This is a genomic window from Enterobacter cloacae complex sp. IR53041 (assembly GCF_049238285.1).
GTDB classification, from domain to species: Bacteria; Pseudomonadota; Gammaproteobacteria; order Enterobacterales; family Enterobacteriaceae; genus Enterobacter; species Enterobacter roggenkampii.
The window spans coordinates 1-13934 of sequence record NZ_JBMKHB010000010.1 but is presented as its reverse complement, the minus strand read 5'-3'; the positions used below and the strand labels follow the sequence as shown (position 1 = coordinate 13934).

At 48.5% G+C, this 13934-nt stretch carries 11 protein-coding genes; 4 read left to right on the top strand and 7 right to left on the bottom strand.

Annotated features, from left to right (window positions below; all coding sequences use genetic code 11):
- Nucleotides 1-44: 44 nt before the first annotated feature.
- The 4 genes from silA to silC all read right to left on the bottom strand — a co-directional run bounded on the left by silA (nucleotide 45) and on the right by silC (nucleotide 6374).
- On the bottom strand, nucleotides 45-3191 hold the full coding sequence (gene silA / locus ACOTXF_RS09310) for a Cu(+)/Ag(+) efflux RND transporter permease subunit SilA (protein ID WP_000574027.1): 3147 nt from the start codon (nucleotides 3189-3191) through the stop codon (nucleotides 45-47).
- A gap of 10 nt (nucleotides 3192-3201) precedes the next feature.
- Entirely contained in the window at nucleotides 3202-4494 is a 1293-nt protein-coding gene (gene silB, locus ACOTXF_RS09305) for a Cu(+)/Ag(+) efflux RND transporter periplasmic adaptor subunit SilB (protein WP_001446341.1), read from the bottom strand.
- 113 nt (nucleotides 4495-4607) lie between these two features.
- On the bottom strand, nucleotides 4608-4961 hold the full coding sequence (locus ACOTXF_RS09300; protein WP_001246152.1) for a Cu(+)/Ag(+) efflux RND transporter periplasmic metallochaperone SilF: 354 nt from the start codon (nucleotides 4959-4961) through the stop codon (nucleotides 4608-4610).
- Between the two features lie 27 nt (nucleotides 4962-4988).
- Complete coding sequence (gene silC, locus ACOTXF_RS09295; RefSeq protein ID WP_232926881.1) at nucleotides 4989-6374, bottom strand: Cu(+)/Ag(+) efflux RND transporter outer membrane channel SilC; 1386 nt, start codon at nucleotides 6372-6374, stop codon at nucleotides 4989-4991.
- Nucleotides 6375-6563: 189 nt separating this feature from the next.
- Between silC and silR the strand changes: the two genes are divergently transcribed.
- The 4 genes from silR (at nucleotide 6564) to copM (ending at nucleotide 9892) form a co-directional block, all read left to right on the top strand.
- Complete coding sequence (gene silR, locus ACOTXF_RS09290) at nucleotides 6564-7244, top strand: copper/silver response regulator transcription factor SilR (RefSeq protein ID WP_000697966.1); 681 nt, start codon at nucleotides 6564-6566, stop codon at nucleotides 7242-7244.
- On the top strand, nucleotides 7237-8718 hold the full coding sequence (gene silS, locus ACOTXF_RS09285; protein WP_000555733.1) for a copper/silver sensor histidine kinase SilS: 1482 nt from the start codon (nucleotides 7237-7239) through the stop codon (nucleotides 8716-8718). Before silR ends, silS begins: the two co-directional genes overlap by 8 nt.
- A gap of 244 nt (nucleotides 8719-8962) precedes the next feature.
- Nucleotides 8963-9394 carry a silver-binding protein SilE gene (gene silE / locus ACOTXF_RS09280; protein ID WP_000790485.1) on the top strand — a complete coding sequence of 144 codons (432 nt, stop codon included), beginning with the start codon at nucleotides 8963-8965 and terminating at the stop codon, nucleotides 9392-9394.
- Nucleotides 9395-9541: 147 nt separating this feature from the next.
- Nucleotides 9542-9892: a CopM family metallochaperone gene (gene copM / locus ACOTXF_RS09275; RefSeq protein ID WP_000647571.1), complete on the top strand. Its 351-nt coding sequence runs from the start codon at nucleotides 9542-9544 to the stop codon at nucleotides 9890-9892.
- A 168-nt stretch (nucleotides 9893-10060) separates the two neighbouring features.
- On the opposite strand, the gene ACOTXF_RS09270 is transcribed toward copM, so the two are convergent.
- The 3 genes from ACOTXF_RS09270 to ACOTXF_RS09260 all read right to left on the bottom strand — a co-directional run bounded on the left by ACOTXF_RS09270 (nucleotide 10061) and on the right by ACOTXF_RS09260 (nucleotide 13849).
- Nucleotides 10061-11887, bottom strand: coding sequence for an AAA family ATPase (locus ACOTXF_RS09270; protein WP_001239421.1), 1827 nt, complete (start codon nucleotides 11885-11887; stop codon nucleotides 10061-10063).
- A 563-nt stretch (nucleotides 11888-12450) separates the two neighbouring features.
- Nucleotides 12451-12750: a helix-turn-helix domain-containing protein gene (locus tag ACOTXF_RS09265; RefSeq protein ID WP_001097216.1), complete on the bottom strand. Its 300-nt coding sequence runs from the start codon at nucleotides 12748-12750 to the stop codon at nucleotides 12451-12453.
- A 352-nt stretch (nucleotides 12751-13102) separates the two neighbouring features.
- A complete protein-coding gene (locus tag ACOTXF_RS09260; RefSeq protein ID WP_234115198.1) occupies nucleotides 13103-13849 on the bottom strand; it encodes a hypothetical protein in 747 nt (248 codons plus the stop codon).
- Nucleotides 13850-13934: the final 85 nt, after the last annotated feature.

The following is a 13934-nucleotide window of genomic DNA, read 5'->3' as shown; positions in this document are numbered from 1 at the left end:
GTGAATTTATGCAAAAGGACACCCGCAGGGGTGTCCTTTCAGGGTTATGACACGCTCTTTTTATGTCTGCGCAGCCAGATGAGTTTATAGGCGGCAGGAATAATGAACAGGGACAGCAGCGGAGCTGTGATCATCCCGCCAATCATGGGGGCCGCAATACGGCTCATGACTTCTGAACCTGCGCCGGTTCCCCAGAGTATCGGCAGCAGACCCGCGATGATCACCGCCACGGTCATGGCTTTCGGCCGGACACGCAGCACGGCACCATGATAAAGGGCTTCATCAAGACCTTCCGGTGTGAACGTCTCTTTACGGGACAATTCCGGGTGCACTTCAATGGCATGACGCAGATACATCAGCATGACCACGCCAAACTCTGCTGCCACCCCGGCCAGGGCGATAAACCCGGTTCCGGTCGCCACTGACATATGGAAGCCCTGCCAGTACAGGAACCATATTCCGCCAACCAGGGCGAACGGCAGGCTCATCAGGATCAGCAGGGCTTCGTCAACCCGGCGGAATGCCAGATACAACAGGATGAAAATGATCATCACCGTCATCGGCACCATCAGCTTCAGTTTCTTGTTGGCATGCTCAAGCAGTTCAAACTGTCCGGAGAATGCCACACTGGTTCCCGGTCTCAGTTTCACTTTCTCGCTGATGGCCGTCTTAATGTCGTTAACCACCGACACCATGTCCCTGCCGCGGGCATCAACATAAATCCAGCTGGCTGGCCGGGCATTTTCGGTTTTCAGCATGGTTGGTCCAGAAACGACGTTAATATCCGCGACATCGTCCAGCGTGATCTGCTGCTTCATCGGGGTCAGGATCGGCATCTGTTTCAGCGCCTGCGGACTGTTCCGGTAATCCTGCGGGTAGCGAATGTTAATAGGGTACCGGGCCACCCCTTCAACTGTCTCACCCACCATAGCACCTCCGATTGCTGAAGAGACGAACAGCTGGACATCACCTACCGTCATCCCGTAGCGGGAGGCTTTCTCCCGGTTGATATCGATATCGATGTAGCGCCCGCCCTCAAGTCGCTCAGCCAGGACAGACACCACGCCAGGCACGGTTTTGGCTACCGCCTCGATACTCTGCGCCGTCGCGTCGATATCGGACAGAACAGTCCCGGACACTTTGATACCTATCGGGCTTTTGATCCCGGTTGAGAGCATATCAATACGGTTACGGATAGGCGGCACCCAGAGGTTTGCCAGACCCGGTAAACGGACTGTCCTGTCGAGTTCATCAATAATCTTGTCAATTGTCATGCCGGGACGCCACTGATCCTCAGGTTTGAGCTGGATCGTGGTTTCCACCATTTCGAGCGGCGCGGAATCCGTTGCGGTCTCTGCTTTACCGGTCTTGCCAAATACAGAAGCCACTTCAGGAACGCTTTTGATTAACTTGTCTGTTGTCTGCAGGAGCGCTGCAGCTTCTGCCGGAGAGACGCCAGGCAAGGTCGACGGCATATACAGCAGATCGCCCTCGTTAATCTTCGGCAGAAATTCACCGCCCACCTGACTCAGTGGCCAGATAACCGTGAAAATGGACAAGGCCGCAACCAGCAGGGTTGTTTTTGGCCAGTGGAGGACCCGCAGCAGCAAAGGATGATACGCTTTGATCAGCACCCGGTTCAGGGGGTTACTGGTCTCTGCAGGAATTTTCCCCCGGATCCAGAATCCCATCAGAATAGGAATGACGATGATGGCCAGTGCGGCCGCTCCCGCCATGGAGTACGTTTTCGTGAATGCCAGCGGGCCAAACAGACGACCTTCCTGCCCTTCCAGGGTAAAGATAGGAATAAAGGACAGGGTGATGATCAGCAGGCTAATGAACAACGCGGGTCCCACTTCCACGGAGGCGTCGGTAATCACCTTCCAGCGGGTGGCGTTGTCAATCTGCTCACCCGGATGCTGATGATCCCACTCCTCAAGCCGTTTGTGCGCATTTTCAATCATCACAATGGCGGCATCCACCATCGCACCGACGGCAATCGCTATCCCTCCCAGCGACATGATATTGGCGTTCAGTCCCTGGAAGTGCATGACGATAAAGGCGATACACAGGCCAAGCGGCAGAGAGATAATCGCCACCAGGGCAGAACGTACGTGCCACAGGAACAGAGCACAGACGATGGCCACCACGATAAACTCTTCCAGAAGTTTGGAACTGAGGTTATCAATCGCCCGGTCGATTAACTGGCTGCGATCGTAGGTGGTCACGATTTCAACGCCTTCCGGCAGGCTGGCCTTCAGCGTCTCCAGTTTATCCCTCACTGCCGTGATAACGTCGCGCGCATTTTTACCCGACCGCAGGATCACCACGCCGCCAGCGACTTCTCCCTGGCCGTTCAGCTCGGCAATACCACGCCTCATTTCGGGCCCGGTCTGCACGCGGGCAACATCCCGCAGATAAACCGGCACGCCGTTCTCACCTGTTTTCAGGACGATGTTATTAAAATCATCAATGCTCTGAAGATAACCGCTGGCACGGACCATATACTCCGCTTCGGCCATTTCAACGGATGAACCACCGGCCTCCTGGTTAGACGATTCAAGAGCCTGTTTCACTTCGGGCAGGCTGATCCCATACTGGGACAGTTTTACCGGATTGACCTGAATCTGGTACTGCTTCACCACGCCACCAACCGAGGCTACCTCAGCCACGTTCGGGATGGTCTTCAGTTCAAATTTCAGAAACCAGTCCTGCAAAGAACGCAGTTCTGAAAGGTCGTGTTTTCCGCTGCGATCGACCAGGGCATATTCAAATATCCAGCCCACTCCCGTGGCGTCCGGACCGATTTCAGAGCTCACACCCGCAGGCAGTTTGCCCTGAACCTGATTCAGGTATTCCAGCACGCGCGAACGGGCCCAGTACAGATCGGTCCCGTCTTCAAAAATGACATACACATACGAATCACCGAACTGTGAAAAGCCACGCACGGTTTTTGCGCCAGGTACGGACAGCATGGTGGTGGTAAGCGGATAGGTGACCTGGTTTTCTACAATCTGCGGAGCCTGTCCGGGATAGCTGGTTTTAATAATGACCTGCACATCTGACAGGTCAGGCAGCGCATCGACCGGCGTGTTAATTATCGTCCATGTGCCCCAGATGCTGAGAAACAGTGCGCCCATCATGACCAGGAAACGGTTGGCGACAGAGCGCCGGATAATCCATTCAATCATCGTCGTCTCCTCAGTGCCCTGAATGCATATTTACAGGCTGCTCAGACATTGCTGGCATACTGTTTTCTGTTTTTTCAGGGTGGCGCATACGTTCCAGCGCGCCCGTAATATTGGCTTCGGAGTCAATGAGGAACAGGCCACTGACCACCACGGTATCGCCTTCATTAAGACCGGAGCCAATGCCGGACTGTTGCTGTGATTCATGCAGAACGTGGATCTGTTTCGGCACAAACTTGCCTTCATCATCAACAGTAATCACGCGCTGTTCTTTGCCGGTATCGATAACGGCCTGGCTTGGTATCAGCAGCATCTCCTGACTTTGGGTATTCAGTTTGAGATAGGCATTCATGCCCGGCTTGAGAAACTCATCCTTGTTAGTAACCTGGAGGCGGACCTGAAGCGTGCGGGTTGTCTGATCCACGCTGGGAAGAATGTTCCATTTTTCGACATGGAATGTTTTATCCGGATAAGCCGGTACCGAAATTTCAAACTGCGACGTATCTTTCAGCAGATAGGCGATAGATTCTGGCACTGCAGCGCTGATCCAGACCGGGTCCATCCCCTGAATCTGAGCCACCACCTTATCTTTGGAAATATTCATGCCGGTGCGCAGGTCAAATGCAGTAATGACACCATCAATAGGTGCTTTAATGGTAAAACGGGTCTGGATTGTGCGGGTTGAACGCAGCCTTTGAATATCCTCTTCCGGCATACCAGCCAGACGAAGTCGCTCCAGAACCCCTTTTATCTGGGTTGGCGTACCGCCTGTACCGGATAACAGCAGAAACTCACTTTGTGCCTCAACCCATTCAGGAATGGTGATATCGATAAGCGGAGTGCCTTTCTTCACATGATCGCCAATCGTCAGGGGATACACTTTTTCGACGAAACCGTCAGAACGCGCCTGCACAATGACAAACTGATATTCGTTGTAACTGACATTAGCCGGGATTGTCTGAGAATAATTCAGCATTCCTCGCGTGACTTTTTGCGTTTTTAATCCCAGATTCTGAACCTGAGTTGGATCGATACGGATCCCGCCACTGCTTTTATCGCCACTTTCATCAGCATATTTCGGCACAAGGTCCATATCCATAAAAGGCGATTTTCCGGGTTTATCAAATTTGGTATCCGGTTTCATAGGGTCATACCAGAAAAGTACCTTTTTCTCCGGTGCCTTTTGTTCTGCTGGTACTGTTTTTTGTGATGAGTTTAAATACTGCCAGGCAGTAACCGATATCAGCCCCCCTGCTATGAGGCTGCTGATAATTATTGCAGCATATTTTATCTTTAAAGAAGCCATACAATTTCTCGCTGAAAAATCAAAACACCTGGCATATGCGCACGATTATTCATTCACAGTAATCCCATAATGAATGTTCAGGCGCACTGGATGTATTCGCTCCGGACTGTTAATCAGGATTGCGTAACGTTAATGCTTTTGAGTAAGGAGATATTGCCCTGCTGAATAAACGAGAAATCGACATGGTTGCCGGTTTTCAGGGCATTGATAGCGTCGTCTGCATTAACAAAAGTGAAGCGCATGGTCATTGCAGGCCAGCCCACCGCCGGGATTGCTTCGTGCGAAATGGTAATCTTTTTACTATTCATATCAATGTCTTTAACGATACCGGTGCCCTTGATAACCTGCTGTACCGAAGCATCACTGGCAGCATTCATATCGCCATGCTGATGTGTTTCAGCATGAAGACCGGCAGAAAACATGACAGAGAAGGCACCAAATAAAACGGCTTTAAGTGAATTACGCATTTTAATTTCCTGATTAATTGAATAAATTTACTCTACCCAACCGCCACCCAGCGCGGTAAACAGATTAATTTCGTTAACCTGTCGGGAATAGGTAAGATCGAGAATGGTTTGCTGCGTCGCGAAGAGGGAACGTTCTGCATCCAGCACTTCGATGTAACTGACAGCACCACTTGCATACAATCCTCTGGCACGCTGTAGAGTTATCTGAAGTGAATCAAGATAACGCTGCTGTGACTCAAGTTGCTGGCTAAGGCTGTCGCGCAGCGCAAGCGTGTCGGAAACATCCTTAAAGGCTGACTGAATTTTTTGTTCGTAATTAACCACGGACTGTTGCTGGCGAATTTCAGCCAGCTTCAGATTGGCTTTGTTCCTGCCAGCATTAAATATAGGAATTTCAATTTTAGGAATAAAATTCCACATTCCACTTCCTGACGTAAAGAGGCTGGACAGCTCCGTACTGCTTGAGGAGAGACCACTGGTCAGGGTAATGGACGGGAAAAAAGCCGCTCGCGCTGCGCCAATATTGGCATCAGCCGCTTTCAACTGGTATTCCGCTTCCATAATATCCGGACGCTGCAGCAATATTTGTGACGACAGATTTGGTGGCAATTTTACTGGTGCGATCTCCCCACCTTTAATCCCTTTTTCTGACGGAACTGCGCGGTACGTTCCCAGCACCAGTTGCAGGGCATTGTTTGCCTGAGCCAGATCGCCTTCTCGTTTGGCTATTTCGGCGCGGGTACTTTCGATTTGCCCCCTGGCTTGTTCAAGCGCCAGAACGTTCGTACTCCCGGTCACCAGTTGTTGCTCAACGAATGCATAAGACTGTTGATAATTTTTCAGCGTTTCCCGCGCAATACGGAGTTGTTCGTACGCCAGTTGCTGGCTGAAATAGCTCTGTGAAACGTTGGAGACCAGCAGGATGTGTACGGCACGACGGGCTTCTTCGCTGGCAAAGTAGTTCTGGCGATCAGCCTCACTCATGTTCTTAAGTTTGCCAAAAAAATCGAGCTCATAGCTGAGCTCCAGACCCGCGTCGTACTCCTGTGTGGTCGGCTTGTCACCTTTCAGACCACCGTTGTATGTGATCCCGGATGAGGCATTCAGTTGGGGATAACGATCTGCATCCGTGACGTTGAACTGGGCCCGGGCCTCTTCAACCTTCAGGGCAGCCATTCTCAAATCACGGTTATTATTCAGGGCTTCACCGATCAGCCTGCTGACCTGGGGATCGACAAAAAAGTTTCGCCAGCCCGTATCCTGATAGCTGTTTACCGGAGGCGTCAGACTGTTTTTAGACAATGAAAACTGCTGGGGAACCGGAGCTGGCGGACGCTGATATTCAGGTGCCAGAGAAACACAACCAGCCAGGATGAATATGGTACTGATGCTGAGTAATTTTAATTTGAACATAACGCTTCTCGTACAGGCAGACCTGGTAAATGGTTCAAACGAAGTCCAGAGTATTGATAGGGATACTTTACCGAACGCTCTCTGTTTGCCGGGTGACAGGATAATGACAATGTTGTCATTTTTGCTGTAATCCGTTGATAACGATCGTGGGCGCAATAAAATGACATTAGCAGCCAGCCGGGGAGCATGATGAAAATATTAATCGTTGAAGACGAAATTAAAACAGGTGAATATCTCAGCAAGGGGCTGACAGAGGCGGGGTTCGTCGTGGATCACGCTGATAATGGTCTGACCGGATATCATCTTGCCATGACAGCCGAGTATGATTTAGCCATCCTGGATATCATGCTGCCTGATGTAAACGGCTGGGATATCATCCGTATGCTGCGCAGTGCCGGAAAGGGGATGCCGGTATTACTGCTGACGGCCCTTGGCACGATTGAACACAGGGTCAAAGGACTTGAGCTGGGTGCGGACGATTATCTGGTGAAGCCCTTTGCGTTTGCTGAACTGCTCGCCCGGGTAAGAACCCTCCTCAGGCGGGGAAACACGATGATCACGGAAAGCCAGCTTAAAGTGGCTGACCTCTCGGTTGATCTCGTATCCAGAAAAGTCAGCCGCGCCGGGAACCGCATTGTGCTCACCAGTAAAGAGTTCAGCCTGCTGGAATTCTTCATTCGCCATCAGGGAGAAGTTCTTCCCCGCTCCCTGATTGCCTCTCAGGTCTGGGACATGAATTTTGACAGCGACACTAACGCGATTGATGTCGCAGTAAAGCGACTCCGCGCTAAAATAGACAACGATTACGGGACAAAACTGATCCAGACAGTGCGGGGCGTGGGCTACATGCTGGAGATCCCGGATGCATAGCAAACCGTCCAGACGACCTTTCTCACTCGCTCTGCGGCTGACCTTTTTTATCAGCCTGTCCACAATACTGGCGTTTATCGCCTTCACCTGGTTTATGCTGCATTCTGTTGAAAAGCATTTTGCCGAGCAGGATGTCAGCGATCTGCAACAAATCAGCACCACACTGAGCCGTATACTCCAGTCCCCGGCAGATCCGGATGAAAAAAAAGTAAGCAAAATAAAGGAATCGATCGCCAGCTACCGCAACGTTGCCCTTTTGCTCCTCAATCCCCGGGGTGAGGTGCTGTACAGCTCTGCGCAGGGGGCAGCACTACGCCCGGCCGTGAATTCAGCCGATTTTAGCGAGCACAGCCGCGCACGGGATGTCTTTCTCTGGACGGTGGAGGATACTGCGAGAGCGATGGATACCGGGTCCGGAATGAAGATGGAAACGTACCGGATTATCGCCTCCTCTGGCCAGGCGACATTTCAGGGCAAACAGCAGAACTATGTCATGCTGACTGGCCTCTCCATTAATTTCCATCTCCATTACCTCGATGCGCTGAAAAAAAATCTGATTGCGATTGCCGTCGTGATAAGCCTGCTGATTGTTCTGATCATTCGCATTGCTGTCCGTCAGGGGCACCTGCCCCTTCGTAATGTCAGCAATGCCATTAAAAACATCACCTCCGAGAATCTTGATGCGCGGCTGGAACCGACACGCGTTCCCATTGAGCTGGAGCAGCTGGTTATCTCGTTCAATCATATGATTGGAAAGATTGAGGATGTTTTTACCCGCCAGGCCAATTTCTCTGCCGATATCGCGCACGAGATCAGAACACCCATCACCAATCTGGTGACGCAGACTGAAATCGCTCTGAGTCAGGATCGAACGCAGAAGGAACTTGAGGATGTCCTCTATTCCAGCCTTGAAGAGTATAACCGGATGACCAAAATGGTCAGCGACATGCTGTTCCTGGCACAGGCGGACAATAATCAGCTGATACCTGACAGGGTTCGGTTTGACCTCAGAGCAGAAGTCATGAAAGTCTTCGAGTTTTTCGAAGCCTGGGCCGAAGAACGCAATATTATGCTCAAATTTAACGGGATGCCCTGCCTGGTTGAGGGAGATCCACAAATGTTCAGAAGAGCGATCAATAATCTGTTATCCAACGCCCTGCGTTATACCCCAGAGGGACAGGCAATCACCGTCTCAATAAGAGAGCAGGAGAGCTTTTTTGACCTTGTGATTGAAAATCCGGGGAAACCAATCCCTGAAGAGCATTTATCAAGGTTGTTTGACCGTTTTTATCGGGTGGATCCGTCCAGACAACGAAAAGGAGAAGGCAGCGGCATCGGCCTTGCGATTGTGAAGTCAATCGTGGAAGCACATCACGGAAGAGTGCAGGTGGAATCGGACGTACACTCAACGCGTTTTATCTTATCCGTGCCCAGACTGGAGAAAATGATTCCGGACACCCAGTGCTGGGAATAAAGATTTAAATGACAAAGATGTCATTAGCCTGTCATGCAGCAAACAGAAGCCATTCGATATAATTAGTGCAACTTATCAGGAAGGCTGGATTGCTTTATCAATATCCGGCGTCAGTGGACGCCAGGAAATGAATATCCAGTCCCCTCCCGGAGAAATAAACACTTCCGAACCTGTTTCAGTTATGGAACTGAAAACACCGGTTGTACTCCCCCGGACATCACTAATTAAGAAATGGAGAGTTATCATGAAAAATATCGTATTAGCATCCTTGCTGGGCTTTGGCTTAATTTCTTCGGCCTGGGCCACTGAAACCGTGAATATCCATGAGCGGGTCAACAATGCACAGGCACCTGCTCACCAGATGCAGTCTGCTGCGGCTCCTGTCGGGATCCAGGGGACTGCACCTCGTATGGCCGGTATGGACCAGCATGAACAGGCCATTATTGCTCATGAAACCATGACGAACGGGTCGGCGGATGCGCACCAGAAAATGGTGGAAAGTCATCAGAGGATGATGGGAAGTCAGACCGTTTCCCCTACCGGGCCGTCGAAGTCATTAGCGGCAATGAATGAGCATGAAAGAGCTGCAGTTGCCCATGAATTTATGAATAACGGTCAGTCTGGCCCACATCAGGCCATGGCCGAAGCGCATCGTCGCATGCTCAGTGCAGGCTGACGGCGAGGGAAGTATCTGTGCTGTCCTTATTTCCTTGATAGATTTTTCCGTAACCGGATATATGGCAACATCTTTGCCCCCTACAGGGGGCATTTTTATCAGATTCTGCTACAGTTAACGGGCATCAACGCTAAAAGGATATTTTTTATGAAAGCCAGAAACACTTTATTTGCAGTATTAATGTTATCCCTGCCAGCGATTTCAGCAGAACATTCAGAAATGAAAATGACTGATATGTCTACCTCGGCTTCGTCACAGGAATATATGGCTGGCATGAAAGACATGCATGACAAAATGATGGCTGCCGTAAATGAGTCCGATCCCGACAAGGCTTTTGCGAAAGGCATGGTAGCGCACCATGAAGGGGCAATAGCAATGGCTGAGACCGAGCTCAAATACGGAAAAGATCCGAAAATGAGAAAGCTCGCGCAGGACATCATTAAAGCTCAAAAAGGTGAAATTGAGCAGATGAATAAATGGCTTGATAGTCAAAAGTAAACATTGTAGAAATGTCACGACAAGCGTGATTTTACATCGTTCCTGGGCGCGGGAGTCGGTTAATCTTTATATAATTCAAACCCGATTAATTTCGGGTTTTTACTACTCTGTACTCCGGTCCTTTGTTGAGGACCGGAATATATGCACCTGAGATGCTTATTTAATACATTATCTCGTCATGGATACAATGTCGCTCAGGATCTCAACCAGCTCGCTTCTCTCCTGCGTTCCGTCATGATAGGTTGATCTTGAGATGATTCTTTCTGATGTCATCTGAGGCCAGAATTTATCTAGTACATTATCGGGTTTCATTCCCACAGCCCGGCCGATTATTTTTTTAGCGTCACAGGTGTCCGTAAACGTGACGGCTACACCAGTAATTTCCTCGATAAGATCCGGGCACAGATAGTTTTCTATCTCACGTTTGCGCGTAGCGAAAAATACCTTACCGGCCTCCTCTACTTCTTTTTTACGCTTCTGGATGGACAGAACCTGTGCAGGGTCTCCCCCAATATCGGAGTCCAGAAATACGCACCAGGGAAGCCCCAGATCTTTGGCCAGATTCAATGTAACCCAGTGTTTGACGCTACCACACCCTCCTATGAGGACTGGCACTATTTTCACGTCCTCCAGAGAGGCTGGCAGCGCACCTGACTGTTTTAATGAACTGGCCGCATGCCTCAGGAAAGTAACATCCGACTTTCCCTCTACCAGAACAATCCCCTGCGCCCTTTCCATACCGGTCTCTGGCAGCACCCCCAGGCTTTCAGTGGCTTCCTTCAGCACTGCGTCATCCGGCATTTTTACTACGGGTTCACCCGCCTCATTTCGGGTAACATAACGTACGCCTTCGACAGGGATTAATCCGGCCAGCGCCGGGACATGGGTGGTGACGATAATCTGACGGTGCGGCTGGCCTGCCAGTGTCAGTAACGCTTTCATCAGCATCATCTGATAGTTCGGATGCTGTGACGTTTCAGGCTCCTCTATGGCATAAATCACATTTCTGGGCGTCCCCGCGACATTCTTTTCAGCCTCAGCCCGAAAAAAATTCAACAGGATAAGCCTCCTTATCCCGCTGCCGCGCTTATTGATGGGGATGCCATTTTCCCCGTCCAGGGTGAAATTGAAGGTCCACTTGGGTTTCTCCTTAAATCGTGGAGTCAGTTCACTGGCGAGTTCGGGGGCCATTTCACGTAATTTATCCAGCGTTCTCTGTGCGACATCCAGGACGCTGTCCTGAATCTCATTTTCCAGCGCTGTAATTTTGTCCTGCAGCGCAGCCTGAGCGTCTTTTACGGCCTGCTGTAAGGGGTTTTTAGCTTCGGAATCCCCGTCGCTGCTTTCCCTGTCGGCTTTGAAAATCGCATACGTGGGCAGCAAATCGAGGATCTTACCCCATAATGATTTTGTGTCGGTTCCGAACTCTTTATCGACATCCAGCATAATTTCCGAACAGGTATAGGGGGCTGCGGCTTCCCTGATGGCCTGACGCCATAACGATGCAGTGCGTTTATCCGCCACATTTTTTTCAACTTCTTTTCCCACCGCCTTGAGCTCAGAAATTTTCATGCCCAGTAAATTTCTCAGGGGCTCCTCATCCGGGTGGATGCAGCGGATGCAGGTCTGCTCCGGTTTTCCTGAGGTCGTTGCTTTAAACGTTTTGACGATTTCAAAATTGCCGTCCTCATTCAGCAGATGTTCTGAGGCGAGCGTGGTCTGCACCCTGTCGTCGATCATGATAAAATCGGGCAGGTCATCAAATTCACAGGCTATTTCAAAACGGCCGTCCCCTTCTCTTAGGCTGAAACAGTTCATGTCATTCTTGTCAGCCTTCATTCCTTCTGTTTCAAAAAAAATAGCCAGCGCTTCCAGAAGCGTTGATTTCCCAAAGTCATTACGACCGACAATACCCGTCATGCTTTCATCAATAATGATTTCAGTAGAGTTTCTGTAGCCTCTGAAGTTTTTCAGTTTTAATTTTCTGAGCCGCATATGAAGTCCTGTGTGTAAGAAAGCGTTTTGCTGCAACCTGAATACAAAATATATTTTCAAATGCCTGCCAACAAGCAGGGATAACCGTTATTCAGAATATCTTAACGACATTTCGGGATTATGATCTGGTCGCGCTTTCAGAACTTTACTGCCCCTCAAAACACCGGAAACTAACTTGTGGTTGGTTACATGGCAAAGTTAAAACTCCAGAATCACGGGTAATGATTTCAATGCTTATTATATTTTTTGGAATTGACTCATGAGCTTTATAATTTAAATGATAATAATAACCATTCTTTTATGCGTAATATTTGCTACTGACACTGATGAATTTAAAAGAAGATAGATTTTCATTTACGGATTATTTCCTAAATTCATCGATAATGTGATCGACATAAAATTTTCACTGAAGAATGAAGAGATAATTTAAGGCCGAGCGAAATAGCTCAAAATGGTGTATTTAACATAACAGAAGAAATGAAAGGCTCTATCGCAACCTGATACTTCAGGCCGCTAAGGGGTTAATCTTGTTGAAGAAAAATTAGACCGGGAAGCGCCAGGCGTCACCATTTCTCCCGCCTGGCTGGAAGTGAAGAATAATTGTGCATAGCTCCGTATTCGGGCTTTGCATCTGACAATGGTTCCCTGGATGAAAGTACGATCTCCACTCCAAGGACGCTGAACACCCTAAACAAACGCTCAAAACCCGCACTTGCAGGGTTGGCCTCTAGTCGGGCATAAGTTTGCTGTGTTATACCCAAACGTTCAGAAACATCTTTTTGCGTCAGTCCATTGGCTTTGCGAAAGCCGATTAAAACAGGACGTAACTGATTCAAAGTCTTCAAAGCGTATTGAGTGTTCATAAGTGACCTTCCGTATCGACGGGTTAACAAGCATAACGCAGGGATTTACAGCATATAGGCTGTAATGCTCATTAACAGACTATAGGCTGTAATACGAATCCTGCCAAGATGCGGCATCTTTCAAATACAAGGCCGTATTGGGTAAGCAGTACACCGTTATATAGCACCCCTTGCCCCTTTGCTGGAGAGGGACCCACGTGATCGCAGGTCTTTTAGACGTTGTTGCTAACCGGCATCATACACAGGTGGTAACCCCCAGGGAAACTCTATGAGTGATAATTTATTCCTGCCCCAGTCAAAATATAAAACCTTATCTAACTAGCTTTCTTAGTATTTTATAAATGAAGTGAAATTAGCGAAGAAGTTTTACATTGTAAAGTGAGCAAAAATATTTACCATTCAACTGGCAAAATTTACAATCTGCAGCCCTTAGCCTGAGAAAATGCACATTAACAGAATAATCATCAAGTCCGATAGAGGCATAACTTACGTCCTCAAAAATATCAGAAATAAATGAGTTGAAATTACAAAAATTAACTTCACTTAACATCTTGAACACCGCAGAAATATATCTATCATGCATTATCTTGACTTCGATAACCTTAGATAAACTTGAATGCGACTTACATTTGAAGAGATCAAAGAGAAAGTAAATCAGCATATTTTTATTGTCCAAAATCCATTTTAAAATTTTATTACGTGCACATGGTAATATATACACTGGATTTTTGAAAGGGTTTGAAACGTCAACCACAAGGGAACAATAACCATGAGGATTTATTCCACTTATAATTAAGTCACTAAGTCCTTTCACTGCATTCAAATAGTTATCAAAACAAACCTCATATAAACTGGTACTATGAACTGCACATTTAGATTCAAACAACCATCTATGACGCAGATAACCAATGCCTTTAGAGTGTATATCTTCAACAATACATTTGTGACAGTAACGAATGTTTGAGATGTTTACCAATGGATATGAATTAGTTATGTGAAAATTTTTCCGACAGGCATCTTCAACAGCGTTAAAATACCCGTAAACACCAGAAGATAACGACACTATATTGGAAGTTAGTATATAACCATTTCTGGTAATGGTGCCAACTTACTGATTTAGTGTATGATGGTGTTTTTGAGGTGCGCCAGTGGCTTCTGTTTCTATCAGCTGTCCCTCCTGTTCA